Source organism: Sphingobacterium pedocola (assembly GCF_015209965.1).
Lineage (GTDB): Bacteria > Bacteroidota > Bacteroidia > Sphingobacteriales > Sphingobacteriaceae > Sphingobacterium > Sphingobacterium pedocola.
The window spans coordinates 172869-193703 of the sequence record NZ_MU158689.1 but is presented as its reverse complement, the minus strand read 5'-3'; the positions used below and the strand labels follow the sequence as shown (position 1 = coordinate 193703).

Below are 20835 nucleotides of genomic sequence, written 5' to 3'. Positions count from 1 at the left end.
ATTTCTATTATTTATATGTTATTATTTCATTTCTCTCAAATTCAGACTCTTTTTTAAATAAATAATTGTGTTTATTTAAATACATATAAACCGCCTATATTGTTTCTTTGTAACAACATTTATTAAAATTTTTCTAACTAAGTTCTTTTTACCCTAAATTTGCACTATGCGATTTGACATCATCACCGTGTTACCTTCCTTATTGGAAAGTCCTTTTGCGCATTCTATCTTACAACGCGCACAGAAAAAGGGATTAGTAGAAATCCACGTACATAATTTGCGCGAATATGCGCATAACAAGCAAAAATCTGTGGATGATTACCCTTACGGAGGCGGATCGGGTATGGTGATGCAAATTGAACCTTTTGCATCCTGCATTGAAAAATTGCAAGGCGAACGCCATTATGACGAGATAATCTATATGACGCCGGATGGGGTGACGTTAAATCAGGAAATCGCCAACGACCTATCTACAAAAGGAAATATCATGATATTGTGTGGGCATTATAAAGGTATTGATCAACGTATCCGCGATATCTTTGTAACCAAGGAAATATCTGTAGGCGACTATGTGCTCTCGGGAGGCGAACTTCCTGCCGCAATAGTTGTCGACGCAATTGTTCGACTTATACCTGGCGTGTTGTCGGATGAGACCTCTGCTTTATCAGATTCTTTTCAGGATGGCTTACTCGACGCGCCTATCTACACCCGACCGGCGGAGTGGCGCGGTCATAAAGTGCCTGACGTATTGCTAAGTGGCCATGAAGCCAAAATCGCAGAATGGCGCGACGAACAGCAACTATTAAGGACTAAAGAGCGTAGACCTGATTTATTAACGGATTAGATAAAACGCGAGATCAATTCAATAAAAATCTCCGATCACTTGGAAATGCACCAAACAATCGGAGATAAACGGTAATTATAGTGTACAATCTTCCTTATTTAAAGAGAATCAGTGCGACAACCAACGTCACGATAACATTAAAGGTTTGTGCAATTAAGAATGCATACAACGGCTTTTTGTTTTCTTGTCCAAATAAATCTTTGAAGTTTGTTTCCAATCCAATGGAGGTAAATGCAAGCGCGAACCAAAGCCCCTGAAGGCTTTTCAAGCTGTCTTTGACGAGTGCATTGGTTTCGGAAGAAACCGCAAATGAGAATAACAGAGAGGCAAATACGAAACCGATGACAAACTTAGGAAAGCGATCCCAAATAATCTTTAAAGTTGGTTTCTCCTGCTGGATTTCATCATTTACCGATTTGGTATAAGTCCAATAAATACTGATTGCAAATGCGGCTATACCCAACAGTACATTTTGCGAAAACTTCACTATTGTACTGATTTCCAACGCCTCTTCTCCTACTAACGATCCAGAGGCGACAACGGCACCCGTTGTATCGATAGAACCTCCTAGCCACGCACCTGTTACTTCTTGGGACAACCCGAGCCACTCCGCGATATAAGGCATGAAGATCATCATTGGAATTGCGGTAATGAGCACCAGAGAAATGACATAAGAAAGTTTTTTACTATCTCCCTTTATCGCACCTGAGGTGGCAATGGCTGCAGAAACACCACAGATCGACACAGCACTGGAGAGCATCAACGACATCTCCTTATCTATTTTTAGTTTCTTACAGATCCAAAAGGCGAAGTACCACACAGAGATAACCACCACCAATGCTTGAATAAGCCCTAAAGAACCCGCTTTAAGGATATTTCCGAAAATAACGGTTGTTCCTAACAGTACAAGACCGATTTTGACATAAAGTTCTGTACTTAATGCATCTTTAAACCACTGTGGCAAACGGAAAAAATTACTGATCAATAAACCAATACCCAAACTGAAGATCACGGCTTCTAAGTTATACTCTTTAACCACCGCATTTCCCGCCAAAATAAGTGCCAAGAGGGTCAATACATATACCGCCGGCAACACAGACAACAGCGTTTTCACGTTTTTTCCTAGAAGTATGGCTCCGATAATGGCGGTAACGAACACCACAAAAAACTGAATGGCAATAGCCGATAGGTTTTTGACCGAAAGAACCTTTTCGACCAATTCCGCGTTGCTCATCCAGCTAAAACTTGGCTTGGATATACCCATACCAAATAGGGCTAAAAAAATGATTCCTAGACCTAAGATGACGACTACCCAATCTTCGGAAATGGAAAATGTTTTTGATGAAGGCATAAAATATAAAATATGATTATTTTGAGTTGATAAGTTGATTAAATGCTTGACGAATATAGGGATAATGGAATCCAAATCCTTCGTCCAATAAAAATTTGGTGGTGGCAGGTGTGGTTTGCAAGATTAATGCGGGATCGATGCCTTTGACAAATGCACCTATTTTGGCAAATAATGTAGGCAAGGGCAGGCCTACGGCGCGGCGGGTTGCATACCTCAAGCTTTCCATAAACTCGGCATTAGTAACCGGGAACGGACTGCAAGCATGGTACAGACTACTTTTGGCGGATCCGGATATGATCCACGATACGATTCGCACGAAGTCCTGCTCGTGTATCCAACTAATGTACTGCTTACCATCTCCTACTTTGCCGCCCAATCCCCATTTCGCTAGGGGATACAATTCCTGAAACATTCCGGAAGATCTGCTCAACACCGGGCTAAGGCGCACTATAATTTTTTCTGTATGCGGGGTATTCGCAGCTAAAAAAATTTGTTCCCAAACTTTCACCAGATTCGCCAAAAAATCATCACCGAACTGCTGACTATCTTCGGCTTGTATACGTTCTACCCCTCCGAAAATTGAAATCCCAGAAATATTTATCCATAGTTTGGGTGGATTTCCACTATTTTCAACGGCTCTGGCTAAGGCAGCGGTAGGTAAGAAACGTGATTCCTCCAACCTTTTTTTATTCTTAGGTGTAAAACGGGTGTTGATACTTTCTCCACTCAGATTAATGAGTACATCTGCACCTTCTAGCGCGGCATTCCATTTTCCTGAATTCGTCCCGTTCCATCGCACATAACTGAGACCACGGACGTGAGATTCGCGTGCTGTACGTGTTAGAATACTAACCTCATCTCCATTTTTCAAAAACACATCGGTCAGTAGCTGACCTAAATGCCCGGTTCCTCCTGCTAAAATTATTTTTGCCATTCTTTAAAGATTAACGTTAATATTAAAGTGATCACGCAAGGCCGTTCTAGCGGCGTGGAATCCGCACATGCCATGCACACCCCCTCCCGGTGGTGTTGCCGACGAGGAAATATAGATTTTTTTATTGGACGTACGATATGGCGTAAAGCTCCATGTCGGACGTGTATACAACTGCAAAATATCCATCACTCCGCCATTGATGTCACCACCTACATAGTTGGGATTATAGTCTTCCAATTGATGTGTATTGATCGTGGATCGAGCAATAATTGTATCCTTAAATCCAGGAGCAAAACGTTCCAATTGATTTTCGATCGCATCGGTACGGTCCGTAATGGAGCCGTTGGGTACATGGCAATAGGCCCAGCCGGTGTGTTTCCCTTCGGGAGCTCGGCTAATGTCGAATGCACTTTGCTGCGTAAATAATACGAAAGGTTTATCCACTAATTTTCCTTCATGGCTAAGCTTCTCATTTCGTGCAATTTCTTCAAATGTATTTCCTAAATGGACCGTAGCTGCCTGTTGACAACGCTTGTCTTTAAATGGAACAAGCTCGGATAGTGCCCAGTCTATCTTGAAAACCCCCATTCCATGTCGGTAACGTTGCAATTGTTTTTTATAGCTTTCTTGCAAATTCAAGCCTTTAATCTTCAATAGCTGCTGCGGTGTAAGATCCAAAATCAGAATCTTATGGTCGGGCAAATCTGCGACATCCGTTAGCCAAAAATCAGTTTGGATTTCACCGCCTAAAGATCGGAAGTAGGCCGCTAGGGCATCCGCTATAGATTGCGAACCACCAACAGGTATAGGCCAGCCGTATTTGTGTCCCACACCGGAGAGTACAAGGCCAATAGCTGATGTGGTCCAATTAGACAGCGGTTGGATACCGTGTGCCGCCATTCCTCCCCAAAGTGCCTTTGCTTTCTCCGTTTTAAAACGCTTTGCAATCCATTCTGCAGGCTGCAACGCATTCAATCCGAATTTGGCCAACAACATAGGATCTTTAGGAAAACGCAGTGGCCCCATCGTATCAAGAGCCAACGCTTTCCATTGGTTAAAAACGGGTTGAATTAATTTTAAATATGTTGTTTCGTCGCTACCTAAATCGGCCGCTGTTTCGTAAATATCTTGATGCAAAAAGGCAGTTTCCCCGTTATCCAACGGATGCGCAGCCTGATAGGGAGCATACATAAACTGCAATCCGAATTTTTCCAGCGGAAGTGTCGCAAAAAAAGGGGATGCAACGGCCATGGGATGAATAGCAGAACATACATCGTGCTTAAAACCAGGGAGCGTTAACTCTTTGGTACGCATACCTCCGCCAATGGAATCAGCTCCTTCGATTAAGAGTGTACTTATTCCTTGCTGTTGCAGGGTAATTGCTGCGGCAAATCCATTGGGGCCTGATCCTATAACGATGGCTTGGTATTGACTCATTTATTTTAAATATAATAGGCACAAACTTACATAATAACGAACATATAGTCTACTTGTTTAATAGACTACCTTACAAAACTAAGGTGTACTCAAACATAACTATTTATCTCTATTTGACCTAATTCGGGGTACCGCATCTGCTAATACCACGCTCCCATCTGGTTTGAGACGCCATGGTGTAACTGGATTAAAATGATAGCCTCCGCGAGAAGCTCTCGCATCCTGAAGCTCTTTCAGAAAAGGTTGCCGATACCCCGTATCATCATATACCCGACTCATAATTACTGTTTCTCGACCATCCCATTGCCATAGAAAGCGAAACCCAGTGTGTGCCTTGTTCAAAACAGGCTCTTGCAGGCGCGCAGGATACCAATTTTTACCATTATCTACACTGATCTCCACCAGCGTAACCCTACCACGTCCCGACCAGGCGATACCTCGAATCTCTATCCAGCCCCTTTCCACCACCTGTGGATAAGTTGGAAAGGTGATAATTGATCTGGCATCCATAACGACGCTAAACTGTCTGATTTTACCATCCTTTACGCGCTCTGTATATTTGGAAGTTTCCTCGCGTGTCATAAACGGTGCATCTGAAACTTCGATACGTCTAATCCACTTTACCGATGTATTGCCTTCCCAGCCGGGAAGAAATAACCTCGCCGGATATCCTTGTTCAGGTCTTACAGCCTCCCCGTTTTGTGCATAGACAATCATCGCATCGTCTAACCCTTTACTAATCGGTATGCTGCGGGTCATTACAGCGGCATCGCCTCCTTCAGCAAGAAACCAGCTTGCTTTCGGCTTTAACCCTACTTCCCTAAATAAGGTAGAAAGCATGATGCCTGTCCATTCCGACTGACTTGTTAACCCACAGATTTGTTGTGGTGTCAACTTTTCATTGCCTCCCCGATAATTGCCCGAACATTCCAAAAAAGATATTCGGGATACCGAAGGAAATCGCTTAAGATCATGCAATGAAAATTTCATTGGCTTTTCAACCATTCCGTGAATGATCAGTTCGTATCGCTCCGGATCAATTACGGGTACACCGCCGTGATGGCGTTCAAAATGTAGATCAGATGGCGTGATAGTACCATGAAAATCCTGTAGAGGGCTACGTGACGATGTTTGCGACGTTGTCTTCTCCAATTTCTCGAATGTCGATCTCGTTCCGATTTTGCCGGGGAACACACCAAGTTTTTTAGTGGGATCGTCCAACTCCGTGAGCGGAAGACCGCCCGCCTGTGTCGTTCTGCCGTATGGATTCTGACTTAGTACTAACCCCAATGCCGCAACTCGTCCGATAAGCTGCCTTCTAGTCATATTTTCTGCGTTATTTTCCTTTTTCATGGCGTAACTACATGTTTGATTACTTAATCTCAGGGCCACCTTTACGATCATCTATCACAAAATTTGCCAACGCCGGCATCTTTACCGACGGTAGGTTCTTTTGCGTAATGACATCTACCGAATCAATCAGCCCATTGGCGGCGAGTAAATACGCTGTAAGGTGGTAAACTTCCTCATCCTTAAGCGACCCTGGCATATTAAAAGGCATTGTACGTCGGATGTAATCAAATAATGTGGTCGCATAAGGCCAATATGTGCCTATCGATTTACCTTTTTTACTCACCAACACATCATACGTGCCACCACTCCCATCTTGACCATGGCAAGAAGCACATTTCACTAAATAAATTGATCTACCGGCAACAGCTACACCTTTACCCTTGGGCAAACCTCTTCCATCAGGCATCACATCAATATCCCACCGCTCAATATCGGCCTTTGAAGCAGACCGACCAAACCCGAAACTTTCCGGCCAACTGCTGTCTAACGCTTGTTGAGGCAAGAGGATCTCTTTTACACGCCCTATATCAATCGTATCATAAGAACGTATATCTCCTGTCTTGATGGAGCTAGAGCAACCAAGCAGAATAAAACTGACGATAAATAAAAAAATATTTCTATACATTTTTTCCGTTGAACTTTGTCATATCACTTCGGGCGACCCAATTTCTAATTATACTGCCCGGAAACCAATTTACCAGGACGAAGTTTATAGTCTTTATTTACTTTATCCAAAACCACATAAAGCGAATCTCTATTTTCATCTATCCCTTCCAATATCACCTTATTTCCATTATCGTAAACGCTGTAATTTACCACAAAACGCTGTCTGCTCTCTTTCTTTGCTAGCTCATCGGCTTTGGAAAATTCGCGAATACGGCGAGTCGTTCTGGCTTTCGGATATACATAATTTACTTCATCAGCAAACTTATGTTTGACCGAATCGGGCATCCATTCCTCGAGAGAAATTGATGGAGCTTCAGCGTCAATCTTTTGCCTCTTCAAATAATTACGAACACCGCCATCACCCCCTTCGCCCGCTGTTACATTCCGTTGATCAGGAATAGGCTTATACTTATCTTCAAGGTATAAGGTCTTATTCTCTGTATCCGCATAGTAATGAAATGCGCGCTGCCCACCTGCAACGCCCGATAATTCGAATGTGCGGTTTACATCCCGTTTGGGATCACCACCGCCATTAGAAAGGTCTAATCTTAGCGGTCTATTTACGCGGAAAGTCAATGTGGACCATTTCTCGAAAGTTGCTGATTGCCAACGGATAGTATCGTAAGGACTGAATGGCCTTGTCTCTCCATTTAACCTAAATTCTGTGACATTATAATTGCCCCGCAATTCCTTAATCCCGGGGGAGGATGGCTGTTTGTAAGGGTCGTATTTATGATCTAAATATTGTAAGTAGAAAAACACACCCACAAAGATAAAGAGAATCACTATTTTGGAGCCTACGCTGACATAGTGGAGTGTCGATTTAAACTTAGGTAGATATAATTCAACTTTTGATGGTATTTCTTTTACAAAGACTTCATAAAACGGCTTATAATAAGGGACTAGCAGAAACAAACTCAGCAACACGAAGTAAGAACTGTAGACATGTACGCCACCATCATAAGCAAAATTCACGACAACGATCGCTCCCAGCGCACCGACCAATAAAGCAGCTCCTATCGCTACGGTTTTTCTGAAAAATAAAAGTGTACCGGCGGTGACTTCCAATACACCTGCAAACACTTGATACCAAGGCACAATACCAAAAGACATCCAAAAAATCTTCTGTGCCGTTAAGTCTCCATAGTCCGTATCCAAAATCCCTAACGATGGGTAAGGCATCTGTACCGGAAAAAGCTTTGTAAAACCGAAACCAATTATGCCGAGTGCTGCTCTATAGCGCACAACAACATTCAACCAATAAAATAACTGGTTATATGCCGATCGTTCTTTTTTAAGCAACTTTAAAACAAACGTCCATATAAAGCCCGCTATTATAGAGAAAAACAGCGTATTAACCCATATACTGTATCCTTCTAAAGGATATCCAAATGTGGTTTTCCCGAACCAACTGACACCAGACCCAAAGCGACAAATATCGTATAGATCTCTATAATCCAAATTGAACCAATCGATAGCAACAACATGTTTGTACCACAGTGGATTATTAGGTATGGAGATGAGGATAAAAAAAACAAAGCTTATCCGAAAAGCTATGAGCTGAAAGGTAGTCCATTGGCTCTTACCTTGTGAAAAATTACGAACTGACATCTTCAAACAATTTTAAAATATGGTTACAACTTATGCCCTAAACCCCGACGCCCGATCTTCTTGACCTCGTGTAAAAGATATTTCTTATCTAGCCTACTGAGCTCCACCCTTATACTATCTCCTTGTATATTAGCGCCCTGCAAATTCACATGAAGACTGTCCGGCCGTTCAACTTTAAGCGTAAAACCGTCAAGCATATAGTTTTTATTTGGGTTTCTCAGTGTGATGCTATCTTGATCGATATCGTACCGATAATACAAGCGATCACCAACTTGGGTATATTCATAATCTCTACTGTCATTTTCCTTTTGCAAAAATCTGCTTGATGACTCTTCGTTAATTTTAGCATTCACTTTTCGCACACTGAGGGTATTCCATTTTTCGAATACAACATCTTTCCATCTTATACTATCAACGGGAGAAAAGTCTAATGTATCCCCGTTAAGCACGAAGGTATCAACAAGATATTTCCCTTCAACCCCCGGGAGACCATGCTGATCTGAATAATGTAGTGATGCATTAGGTTCTTTATAAATAGCATATGATTTGATACCAGTTAAAACGAAAAATATGAAAACGAAACCTATTTTTAGCGCTAAACGCCACTTTGATCCAGGTATTTTTTGCCATTCCAATCTCCACGTGGCAGGCCTTGTCTCTTTAAAGTAGACAATCAAAGAACCTAGCCTTTTTACGTCATACAAAAAAATTGGCAAGGTTAACAAAACTATATATGTAGACACAAAATAGGTTGGCCCCTGATACGCGAGATCTGCTAAAAAAGCATTTCCATAAAAAGGTACTACAAAAATAACGGCGAGAAAGGCTGTTTTACGAGAAAGCAGTAATACCGCGGCGATAAGTTCAACTACTCCCAAAAACACCAAGTAAGACGGAGCTACAGATAAGCTCAACAACAAGTGTTTCCAATCTTCAAAATAGCCATAAGCAGTATTCAAATGGCTCAAAGATAATTCGGGAACAAAGATCGGAAATAACTTAAGGAAACCGGCTACAAACAAGATTGAAGCCAGCTTAAATCGTACAAAGATCCTTAGGTAATAATAATAAATGAACTCCTTTTCATCACTTTCTTGCTTTTGCTTATTCAACCAAATAGCTGCTCCGACCAGTGCGATGACTAAGATTAAAACCCAATCATAGATACCGTGCTGTTGCCCAAAATAATGCGGCAAGTAGGTCACTAAATTAAACACATCGCTTATAAAGTATTGCCAACTAATGGTAAAAAGGATGTTGTAGAAATCAGACTGCAAAGGTAGACTGAGCAATAAAATAAACAGTATACTTAACCGAAGAAGATACTTCTTCCATGTTGGAATTTTGATATGCTGTACCATTCTAGAATGTAATTTATGATGAATAACCAGGATTTGGCGCTATAACGGGATCTGCCAATCGTTGACTGTAAGGAATAGGTAACAGCAAGCGGAACGACTCCGATATACCCAGTACCTGTTGCGCTCGGCCAGTGCGCACCAAATCAAACCAACGATGCGCCTCAAATGCAAATTCTAACCGTCGCTCTTCCTCTATCCATGTTAAAATATCGCCTTTATCTGTCGTGTTGGGCTTATCTGTAAGCAAAGCTCGCCCTCTAACTTTGTTCAGGTCATCAACAGCCAAATTATACTCTTCTAAGGCTGCGTAGGCCTCGGCACGAATAAGATAGAGCTCGGCAATACGGATAATATAGGTTGGATCGGCTCCCGTGCTTCGATAATATAAATCGCCATACCACCGATCTTGGTTATCTCTAGCGATGAGCTGACTACGGGCGCCAGCTGTTGCCGGATTCGTAAGCAACACGATCAGTGCCTCACTTGGTGCCCATTGTCTGGTTCCTCCATTCGTTTGCGGTTGCCATTGTAATCGGTGCGCATTTACTTCATTGGCACTGTAAAATAGTTCCAACACAGATTCCCTAGTCCCCGTAACGTTGTTCTTAAAGAAAGAGAAATAAGGAGTTAACAGCTCGTAATTTGTCTGATCGTCTATCAACAGCTTTGCATAATCTCTCGCTTGTTCCCACTTCTCCTGATAGAGATAATATCTAGCTTTCAATGCCCATACCGTCTTCTTTGTAAAAACAAACCGGTTAGTTGTAGAAGGTAGGAGATCTTCTGCTAAATTCAGGTCATCGATCACCTGTTGGTATGTTTGTGTTGCAGTACTACGTGCTATTCCCACGTTATCCCCAACTTTTTCAGTTGGTTCTGTTACGAGCGGAACTCCTCCCCACACCCGCACTAGATCAAAATAGGCTAATCCTCTAATAGCGTAAGCCTGTCCGAGTACATTATCTTTGACAGAAGTAGGTATTCTATCGCCTTCGTAATTACGGAGTGCTTTGATAACATTATTGGCGCGGTTTATTGTTTTATAAATGTCGACCCATGTGGACGACAAGGTCGCATTTTCGGCATTCACCCTGTGATTAATAAACTCCTGAACTAACGATTGCGAACCCGTCCACTGCACATTATCTCCTGATAGATAGGCTATGGATTGATAGTTTACGCTGTAGTAGTCCCTTAGCGCAGCATATACCCCGTTGATAGCAGCATTAGCAGATGTTTCATCGTTGATGATATTCTCGCCAGATACGGAGGTCTTAGGATCTACCTCCAAAAATGAAGAACAACTCGTCAAGAAGGCTATATAAAATAAATATAAATATGTTCTCATGGCTTTTTTATAAAGTTAAGTTAACACCCAATTGAAAACTTCTGGGCTGGGGCGGTGTGCCCAAATCGATACCTTGTTGGTTGGCCTCACTACTTGAAGCAGATTCAGGGTCGAGGCCTGTGTAGTTCGTGATGGTGAATAAATTAGTTGCCTGTAGGTATATCCTGAATTTAGAGATAGGCAATTTTCCTAAACGCTGTGCACTAAAATTGTATCCCACACTCAACGTTCTGAATCTCAAATAAGATCCATCTTCAAGCCAGCGCCCTCCTCCATCTTTGTAGTTATTGTTATTCACTCCGTCCGAACGGGGAACATCAGTGATATCTCCCGGATTTTGCCAACGATCTAGATTAGATTGAAAAATAATCCTTGCTGCGTCTCTAGCTCCGCCCCCCTCACCAAAAAATTTATTATGATTGTAGATTTTATTACCCACTGAGAAGGTAAAAAATGTGCCAACGTCAAAACTTTTGTAGGTAAAATTATTAGTTAAGCCTCCGAAGTACTTTGGCCAGATACTGCCTAAGATTTTTCTGTCGTCTGTCGTTATTCGGCCGTCTCCATTGACATCTTCATATACAGCATCTCCTGTTTCTGGATCGACATACAACTGATTATATACCCAGAATGAATACATCGGATGCCCTTCTTTAAATTGAATAAGGTTTCTGCTACCATAGTTCTGAGGCGTTGCCAATTTCTCTATGTTGTTGACGTTTCGAGCAATATTAAATGAAGTATTCCAAGAGAAAAATTTACGCTGGAGATTAACCGAGTTTATACTCAATTCAAATCCTTTATTGCTAATTTCCACCGCATTGTTGGTAAAACTGCTGAAACCAGTAGTACCAGGCAACACTTCGGTGAGCAAACCATCCTTCGTGTACTTATGGTAATAGCTCAATGAGGTCGTTAACCTATGATTTAATACTTCAGCATCTAATCCTATATTGAATTGAGATGTAGTTTCCCAACTAAGTTGCTGATTAGCTAGTTGTTCAGGAACGATTCCGGCCACGCCTTGATAGGAAGTTCCCACTCCAGACCATAGTTGTCTAGAGGCAAACGAGTTAACACTTTGATTTCCTGTCAAACCATAGCTCGTTTTTAACTTCAAATCATCCAGAAAAGTAACATCACTCAAAAAATTTTCTTTGCTTAAACGCCAGGCTAAACCAACAGCAGGAAAATACCCCCATTGATAGCCATTATTAAATTTAGAGGAACCATCTGATCTTAACGAAAAGTCAATTAGGTATTTATCATCAAACGCGTAATCAAGTCGTCCGAAAAAAGAAGCCAATTTATACTGGTCCCAATCTTCATTACTCGTCCTCGTGGCGGCAGCACTGATCAATGTAAAGTCATTTGTTGCAAATCCTCGGCCTTCTGCCGATACCAATGAAAAATAACTCCCTTGCAACGTATTTCCCAAGAGTACGCCAAAGGTGTGGCGATTGGCCCATTTTTTTCGATAAGTTAAGGTCTGTTCATTAATCCAGGTAGTGGATTGAGAAATCGCTGAAGTTGCCAATCCATTCGGACTACCTTCGATCAGCAAGTTGCTCCAATGTTCACGTTCATCATACTGATTGTAATCTACACTAAATGTGGAACGAAATTTTAAAGACGGAGAGAATTGATATTCACCATATATATTCCCGATATAACGTAGACTAGTAGAACCGATATCGTAGTTATCCAAAAGCAAGGTTAAATTATCGAACCCGGCACGCCCAACTAAAACGCCATTTTCATTGTATGGCGATAGATAAGTCGGCGTATGCAAAGCGGTTTGTAAAAGACCTCCTCGAGGTCCGTCCCCAGCACGTGCTTGGTTTCTACCCGTGCGTGAGATACCGTTGCTCGAACCAATCTTTAGCTTATCATTGATCTTTTGATCTAAATTAAACCTAAAACTTGCACGATCGAATGATATCGGATTTAAAATAGCTTCTTGCTTATTGTATCCAGCACTTAAATAATACGACGTATTATCACTACCACCATATACAGATAGGTCGGCATTATACACACCTGCAGTCCTGAATGCTTCCGAAAGTCTATCATAAGTCTGCTGTTCGGACGGTAAACCTCTTCCAGCAACCCCGCTAATAATAACATCTTTCGGTCTAAACGGTTCCGCTTGGCCTATATTTCTAAAATATTCGTTGACCAATTCGGCGTGTTCAGACCCTGTGGTGAGCTCCCATAACCTTACCGCCTTACCTCTGCCCGAGTATAGATTAACATCAACCTTCGCCGATTGCGAATTTTTCCCACGCTTCGTGGTGATTAAAATCACCCCATTGGCCCCTCTTGATCCGTATAATGCAGTTGCTTCCGCATCTTTGAGTACCTCAACATATTCGATATCTGAAGGATTCAGATCCGCAATAGGAGACGTGGCCTTGCCACCCGTATTGATCGTCTGGAGACTTTCTGAATTAAGAAACACTCCGTCTATTACATACAATGGATTGTTATTTGCATTAATTGATGTTGCACCTCTTAAGCGAACATGCAACGCTTCCCCAGCTACACCTGTACTTGCAGCAATTTGCAAACCGGCAACTTTACCTTGCAGTTGGGCATCAAAACTTCCCGTAGGGATATCTCTAACCTCTTGTTGAGAAACCCGATCTACCGCTCCAATTAGATTTTTCTTACCGATAGTAGCATACCCGACAACCACAACCTCGTCCAAATCAGAATGCTTTGGAACAAGTTCTATCAAAGTAGGTGACGTAGAGATTACCAATGTCTGTGTTTCGTAACCGACAAACGAAACTTTTAATTTAAAAGGCAATTTTTGACCTGTTACGAATTGGAAGTTACCGCGACGATCGGTCTTAACACTGTGTGTTACGGCATCCAGTTGAACGGTGACGCCTTCGACCGCCTCTTTACTGACCGCATCAATAATTTTCCCCGTCAATGCCGCATTAATGATCGGTTGCGTTTGTTGTGATTTAGCTAGAGTAGCTGTAATCAAAAAGAAGAACAGAGAAAGTGAATAGCGGAATACTCCGTATTTTTTCATATTTTTAAAAAGTTTTGATAGTGAATACTTGCAAGTGCCAACGCCAATTGATTACTTGTTTCATTATTGAACAGATGAGGGAAGCCTAGGCTTCCCTTTCTGTTGCTATATTAAGGGAGAGAGAGATTTAGCGACACATTCGCATTCGAAGGGAAAGGCAATAGGTATTGGTAATATCTATTGATTTCTGAAACACCCTTTCTATTCTAATTTTAATGCTGTTCATATTTATTTCAGTTATATTGTTATTTAAGATTATAGCGCAACGTAAGACCATAAGTTTGTGGATCGCCAACTACGCCAGCATATTGACCAAAGTTCCCCGGTGCCGCGAGCAGTTGTTCATAATAATCTTTGTTCGTTAAATTGCGACTCCACGCAATTACAGCTAGACCATTTGTCGCTCTAAAACCAACACGCGCATTCAACAACGTATAAGCATCTATATTTAGGTACTGCGATGGTGAAGCACTAGAAGAAAATTTTGAACGGTAAAAAAGATCCGTACCCAAGAAGTAATTCCCTTGTAAGTTCAGAAAATTTCCTTTTGTTGTTAATTCTGCGGCCAGCGTCCAAGACCACTTCGAAATCCCAGGCAATTCACCTCCTGAAATATCTTTAAAAGCCTGTGCGCCGCCCACTTCTTCCAACGGAACAGGTGCATTCGTAAACTTCTCATATTTCCCATCAGTATAAGCCAAAGCACCATTCAACCGAAGGAACTTCCAAGGTCGGATAGATCCATCTAACTCAAATCCTTGTACCCGAACTTCTTCTGCATTCGCCAAATATCCTCTGTTTACACCGGGATCTGGTGTTTGAACCTGTGTTTGATAATCTGTGATATTAGTTTGATATACGGTAAGGTTTAGAAACGAATTCCTACTCGGGTTAGTTTTTACGCCAAATTCCACGTGATTTACGGACTCCGGTTTTACCTCGGCTAAATCCGTTGCTACCTGCCCATCTATAACAGGTAGTCCACCGACATTAATCCCTATTGGCTTGTAGCTATTCGAATAGGTAGCATAAGCATTGTAATCTGGTGTAAACTTATATTGTAAAGACAACTGACCTGACAAGTTTCCAGCATCTGCATTCACATCAAAAGTCTGATCGGAATAAATGCTATTTACTGCTGCAAATTGCTCAGGGGTGTATTCAATATTGTTATCGATGTATTTCGTCCGGTCGTAGTTAGCCACTTTTTTATCATAGTTATATCGTACACCCGGCAACACATGCAATTTATCGGTTATCGCCCAATCTACCTGAGAGAATACGGCCAAACTGGTACTCTTGATACCATAATTTGTACGAATACCAACCCGGTCTATTAAACCCGGGCCCCATTGCGTAGCGGTCGCATTATTTTGTTGAAAGCGCCACAGGGCATCACCGGCTTCCTCAGTGTGTACCGGATCTGTTTTCAAATCCTGCCACAATCCGAACACGCCTATAACACCACTTACCTTTTCACTGATATTTCCCGAATAACGGAATTCTTGCGACCATTGATCGTGAACTGAATTACCTGCAGAGATGGTGTAGGCCGGCACACCGAGGTAATCCCTATCATTCAACGGAACCCAGTTCCAATATCTCCATGCAGATGTAGACGTCAAGGTGCCGTTTCCGATTTTATAGTCCACATTTAATGATGCCCCACCTAATTCATTATCTGCCTTGGAGCGCGTGTCGAGATCGACCTTTCTTTCAAACGCACTTTGGTAGGGGATTTCATATCCGAGATCCTTGATGATGCTATTAAACTGCCTATATTCTGAACGTTGATTTTCGACTACACCGGCGATACCCCACCCATAACCGTCTGGGCGCTGTGCCGTAACATCCCCTGCCAATAATATCTTCAAATTCTCGTTTGGTGTGAATAACAATTGTCCTCTAACACCTAGATTATTGATATCATTGATCTGCCGATCCGAATAGACGTTATATAATGTTCCATCACGTTGTGTTCCTGAAAAAGAAACGCGGGCAGCTAATTTATCTTTGACCAACGGGCCAGTTAATGAGGTTTTAGCCTGTATATAGCCGTAGTTACCGTAGCTCAGCTCAAAATTTGCACTTGGCGTAAATTCGGGCTGGCGCGAAGTAATATTAAATGCGCCTGATGTGGTATTCTTGCCAAATAATGTTCCCTGTGGGCCGCGTAGTACCTCTATTTGCTCAACGTCAATAAAATCCAATGCAGTTGCTGCGGGCCGTGCCAAATAAACTCCATCTAAATAAAAACCGACCCCAGGATCAATCCCATCGTTGGTTAAACCGTAAGTAGAACCTAATCCTCTGATATTCAAAGTCGTGTTACGCGGATTGGAAGAATAAAGCTGTACCGTTGGCACTACTTCTTTGATTCGGGCTACATTAAATGCTCCTGCGTCTTCTATCGTACTTGCCCTAACGATCGATACCGGAATTGGGATGTCCTGGATCTGTTCAGTCCTTCTCCGTGATGTTACCAAGACCTGTTCCAAAGCGGTGGAACTGGGCGTCAACTCTATTACGGTAGGCGAGGTCTCAACGACTACTTTTCGACTCGCATACCCTATGTATGAGACATTTACAGTGAAAGGTAGTTTCTGCCCGGTCACGAATTGAAACTTCCCATCGCGATCTGTTTTTACTTGATGCGTTACCGCTTCCAATTGTACTGTTACCCCTGAAATCGGTTCTTTTGTAATTGCATCGATGACCGTACCTGCTAACGAAGCATTAATAATTGGTTTTGGTTCATTCTGTGCATGGACAGAAGAGACCGTCAGTACAAAAGCACTGATAATTATATGTAGGCGAAAGATAAGTTCTTTTTTCATAATTCTTAAGTTATTTGTTGACTATTGAACACGTTTTGCTGTTAATGAAAAGAGAGAATTCTAAATTTGAATGTTTTTAGATCCCTCCAAAATCGGGATGACAAAAGGAAAATATATAAGACCTTTTTGGACAGCCCCTGAAAGAATTAGCAACACATTCGCATTCGGAGTGATAAGCAATCGAGATTATCTGAACTTAAGCCATCAAATGGTTTAAAAAAAAGGGCATTGTAAAATTGTTCCATTCTAATTGATAATAAATGATTTAAACGATTGTAAACTTTCCTTGTCAACACAATTGTTAACAATTATGATGCAAATATATAAATATTTTTAAATAGACTACTAAATCCATAGATTTAATTTAAATTATTTTTTAAGACCAATAAAAAAGCCCGCAACTTTCGTTGCAGGCTTCCATAATCAACCTAAAAATACTAAAAGCAGTACTTATTCTCTTCAATTAGTTTACGCGCAATCCGTTGCCGAGCGTCTTTCACATTAAACGGTTTTACCTTGGTAAAACGACGCAATCCAACCAACATCATATTTAATTCATCGCCTTCTCCAAAAGAATATAGTGCTTCTTTGGCCGCGATATTTACTTTATCAACGGCCGAATATAAATAGATCCGGGCCATATCTGTAGTCAACGCTGAAGCTTCATCTCCTTTTGAGTGGTACAATTTCTCTGCACGGAGTAATACCGACTCAGCTACATATACATAGCCAATCACGTCGGCAATATTCATCAAGATCTCCTGTTCTTTAGAAAGCGACATCATCAGCTTTTGAACCGCAGCGCCAGCAACGAGTAGTCCTGCTTTTTTCAAGTTCGCAACAACTTTCTTCTCCGCTGCGAATTGTGTCTCGTCTTCCTCGCCGAAATCAGGAATAGACACCAACTCCCCTGCTACTGCTTGTGCAGGTCCCATCAGGTCCAGCTCCCCTTTCATCGCCCGCTTCAGCAGCATATCTACTACCAGCAAGCGGTTCACCTCATTCGTACCTTCAAAGATACGGTTGATACGGGAATCCCGATAAGCCCTCTCCATCGGTGCTTCTGCCGAATATCCCATGCCTCCATAGATTTGCACACCTTCATCTACCACATAATCCAACACCTCAGAGCACCATACTTTGATAATTGCGCATTCAATAGCGAATTGTTCTACAGATTTCAATTTAGCTCTCCCCTCATCCATGCCTCCGCCAATCAACGCCTCATAGGCGTCGTCGATATTTTGTCCAGCGCGATAAGCTGCCGACTCGACGGCAAACAGCCGCGTTGCCATCTCCGCTAATTTGTATCGAATTGCGCCAAATTTTGAAATAGGAAGATTAAATTGCACCCGCTCATTCGCATATTTAATAGACTGGGTCAATATGGTTCTTGAAGAGCCAATGGTAGCAGCACCTAATTTAATCCGTCCGATATTTAGGATATTTACGGCGATCTTGAAACCATTTTCACGATCGGAAAGCAAGTTCTCTTTCGGAACTGGACAGTCGTTAAAGAAAACCTGACGTGTGGAAGAGCCCTTAATGCCCAGCTTATGTTCTTCTGGGTTCATCGTTATGCCTCCGAAATCTCTTTCTACAATAAATGCACTTAAGTTCTTATCGTCATCAATCTTAGCAAATACAATAAATATATCTGCAAAACCTCCATTCGTAATCCACATTTTTTGACCGTTGATCAAATAGTGTGTTCCTTCCGCGTTGAGTTTGGCGGAGGTTCGGCCAGAATTTGCATCTGATCCGGAGTTAGGCTCCGTCAAACAATACGCCGCCTTCCATTCTCCCGTAGTTAATTTGGGAATATATTTCGCTTTTTGTTCTTCATTGCCGTAATATAAAATAGGCAATGTACCTATACCGGTATGGGCAGATAAGGCTACCGCAAAGGAATACCCGCCGCCTACTGCATCTGTCACCAACATGGACGTATTGAAATTCTTACCAAAGCCGCCATACTGTTCTGGTATCGAAACGCCCAACATTCCTAGCTCTCCCGCTTTATCAAGCAAATTGGTCATTAATCCTTCTTCCTGTCCATCAATACGGTCGAGCTTATTCAACACTTCGGTATCGAGAAAGTCCAAACACGTCTGACGGATCATCCGTGCCTCTTCATCAAATTCCTCGGGTATAAAAATATCGGTATATGCGGTTTCTTTAATGACAAATTCACCACCTTTGATTGTTTCTTTCATTGTTTTGTTGATTAAGGATGTGAGATACGAGATTCTTTTCTCTTGCCCACATCGAATCTAAATTAATAAACTTTGCAATAGAGAATGTTGATTTTAATAGCTTTGAGATCTAAATTTAGATATACAAAATCTCAAATCTAACATCTCAAATCTCCGATCTAATCAATCATTTCAAATATCCCCGCAGCGCCCTGTCCCGTGCCTACACACATGGTGACCATACCATACTTTTTATTTCGGCGCTTAAGTTCATTCAAAATCTGGACAGTCAGCTTTGCTCCCGTACATCCCAATGGATGACCTAAGGCAATTGCGCCTCCATTTACATTGATTTTTTCTTCATCCAAACCCAATTCTCGAATCACCGCCAGGGATTGAGATGCAAACGCTTCATTTAATTCGAAAAGATCAATATCTTCCTTTTTTAATCCTGCCATTGCTAAAGCTTTTGGAATTGCTGCTATCGGACCAATTCCCATAATACGTGGAGGCACACCTGCAACGGCATAGCTCACTAATCTCGCAATAGGTTGTAGATTTAATGCCTTCATTTTCTCTTCCGACATCACTAAAACAAAAGCTGCACCATCCGAGGTTTGTGACGAATTACCCGCCGTCACTACACCGTCTGCGGCAAAAACAGGGCGCAATTTTGCCAACGTTTCCAACGATGAATCCACACGCGGACCTTCATCTGTATCTACAATGTATTCACGCGTCGACATCGTCTTACCATCTTTAAGATAGTTTTCCCGTACGGTGATAGGCACTACGCCATCGCTAAGGTTTCCATTCTTTATTGCTGCAATCGCCTTTTGATGTGATTTCAATGCAAAAGCATCCTGATCCTCACGTGAGACATTGAACTCTTTCGCAACAGCTTCGGCTGTAATTCCCATTCCCCAATACCAATCGGGGTGATCTTTTGAGACGCCGGGATTAGGCACAATTTTCCATCCCCCAAAAGGCATCCCCGACATCACTTCTACTCCTCCCGCAATGATACAATCCGCCATTCCGGATTTAATCTTTGCTACGGCTGTAGCAATAGTCTCCAATCCGGAGGCACAGTATCTATTAACTGTAACCCCTGGTACTTTGTCGGTCTGTAATCCCATTAAAGAGATAAGCCGTCCTACATTCAATCCTTGCTCTGCCTCTGGCATAGCATTACCAACGATGACATCGTCGATTTCTTCTTTATTTAAATTTGGAACTGAAGCGACCAGATGCTTAATCACATCGGCGGCCAAGTCGTCTGCACGCATAAACCGAAATCCGCCACGGGGCGCTTTTCCTACTGCTGTGCGATATCCTGCTACTATGTATGCTTCCATTGTTTTTAGTATTGAGTATTAGGTATTGAGTATTAGGTATTGAGTACCAAGTATTGAGTACAAAATGCACTCCATATTCGTATTCGCTACTGATTATCTTAAAGACTTAATTAAATTATAAATCATCTTTTGAACTTCTTCAATAGTATCATCCAATTGTTTCGCTGTATCGAAATCTACATAATTAAACCGTCTGCACAACTCTATTTGGGTTTGCAATTCGGAGGCCGAACCGCTCGCGATACCTAAAAAATTAATAAATTCACCTTTGGTGTTTCTACCTGCCCCTTCCGCAATATTCGATGGAATGGAAACAGCACATTTACGGGTTTGCACGAACAAACCGAATTTTTCTGTATCAGGTAATCCTTCCGTCTCCTTATATAGCTTTTCCGTTAAATCCATTGATTTTTGCCAACTTTTAATTCTTTAAATCTATGCATCTTATACGTATTGAGTATTAAGTACTGAGTATTAAGTAGTGAGTATTAAGT

General features: G+C 41.9%; 14 protein-coding genes. 1 reads left to right on the top strand and 13 read right to left on the bottom strand.

Going from position 1 to position 20835, the window contains the following annotated elements; translation table 11 throughout:
* Nucleotides 1–166 precede the first annotated feature (166 nt).
* A complete protein-coding gene (gene trmD / locus C4F40_RS00780) occupies nt 167–844 on the top strand; it encodes a tRNA (guanosine(37)-N1)-methyltransferase TrmD (RefSeq protein ID WP_196937468.1) in 678 nt (225 codons plus the stop codon).
* A 94-nt stretch (nt 845–938) separates the two neighbouring features.
* Here the strand turns inward: trmD and C4F40_RS00775 are convergent, their stop codons facing one another.
* The 13 genes from C4F40_RS00775 to C4F40_RS00715 all read right to left on the bottom strand — a co-directional run bounded on the left by C4F40_RS00775 (nt 939) and on the right by C4F40_RS00715 (nt 20746).
* Nucleotides 939–2195 (bottom strand): YeiH family protein, encoded by a 1257-nt coding sequence (locus C4F40_RS00775; protein WP_196937467.1) that lies wholly within the window; start codon nt 2193–2195, stop codon nt 939–941.
* 16 nt (nt 2196–2211) lie between these two features.
* Nucleotides 2212–3129 (bottom strand): TIGR01777 family oxidoreductase, encoded by a 918-nt coding sequence (locus tag C4F40_RS00770; protein ID WP_196937466.1) that lies wholly within the window; start codon nt 3127–3129, stop codon nt 2212–2214.
* 3 nt (nt 3130–3132) lie between these two features.
* Nucleotides 3133–4566: a phytoene desaturase family protein gene (locus C4F40_RS00765; protein WP_196937465.1), complete on the bottom strand. Its 1434-nt coding sequence runs from the start codon at nt 4564–4566 to the stop codon at nt 3133–3135.
* A 99-nt stretch (nt 4567–4665) separates the two neighbouring features.
* Nucleotides 4666–5919 (bottom strand): sulfite dehydrogenase, encoded by a 1254-nt coding sequence (gene soxC, locus C4F40_RS00760; RefSeq protein WP_196937464.1) that lies wholly within the window; start codon nt 5917–5919, stop codon nt 4666–4668.
* Nucleotides 5920–5938: 19 nt separating this feature from the next.
* Nucleotides 5939–6544 carry a c-type cytochrome gene (locus tag C4F40_RS00755; RefSeq protein WP_196937463.1) on the bottom strand — a complete coding sequence of 202 codons (606 nt, stop codon included), beginning with the start codon at nt 6542–6544 and terminating at the stop codon, nt 5939–5941.
* A gap of 44 nt (nt 6545–6588) precedes the next feature.
* Nucleotides 6589–8196 carry a hypothetical protein gene (locus C4F40_RS00750; protein WP_196937462.1) on the bottom strand — a complete coding sequence of 536 codons (1608 nt, stop codon included), beginning with the start codon at nt 8194–8196 and terminating at the stop codon, nt 6589–6591.
* A gap of 23 nt (nt 8197–8219) precedes the next feature.
* A complete protein-coding gene (locus C4F40_RS00745; RefSeq protein WP_196937461.1) occupies nt 8220–9557 on the bottom strand; it encodes a hypothetical protein in 1338 nt (445 codons plus the stop codon).
* A 13-nt stretch (nt 9558–9570) separates the two neighbouring features.
* On the bottom strand, nt 9571–10905 hold the full coding sequence (locus C4F40_RS00740; protein ID WP_196937460.1) for a RagB/SusD family nutrient uptake outer membrane protein: 1335 nt from the start codon (nt 10903–10905) through the stop codon (nt 9571–9573).
* A gap of 7 nt (nt 10906–10912) precedes the next feature.
* The gene (locus tag C4F40_RS00735) at nt 10913–13951 is read right to left on the bottom strand and encodes a SusC/RagA family TonB-linked outer membrane protein (RefSeq protein ID WP_196937459.1); all 3039 of its coding nucleotides are present in this window, start codon (nt 13949–13951) and stop codon (nt 10913–10915) included.
* A 245-nt stretch (nt 13952–14196) separates the two neighbouring features.
* A complete protein-coding gene (locus C4F40_RS00730; RefSeq protein ID WP_196937458.1) occupies nt 14197–16788 on the bottom strand; it encodes a TonB-dependent receptor in 2592 nt (863 codons plus the stop codon).
* Nucleotides 16789–17225: 437 nt separating this feature from the next.
* On the bottom strand, nt 17226–19004 hold the full coding sequence (locus C4F40_RS00725) for an acyl-CoA dehydrogenase family protein (protein WP_196937457.1): 1779 nt from the start codon (nt 19002–19004) through the stop codon (nt 17226–17228).
* A gap of 158 nt (nt 19005–19162) precedes the next feature.
* Nucleotides 19163–20341: an acetyl-CoA C-acyltransferase gene (locus C4F40_RS00720; protein ID WP_196937456.1), complete on the bottom strand. Its 1179-nt coding sequence runs from the start codon at nt 20339–20341 to the stop codon at nt 19163–19165.
* A gap of 93 nt (nt 20342–20434) precedes the next feature.
* On the bottom strand, nt 20435–20746 hold the full coding sequence (locus tag C4F40_RS00715; RefSeq protein WP_231389875.1) for a four helix bundle protein: 312 nt from the start codon (nt 20744–20746) through the stop codon (nt 20435–20437).
* Nucleotides 20747–20835 lie beyond the last annotated feature (89 nt).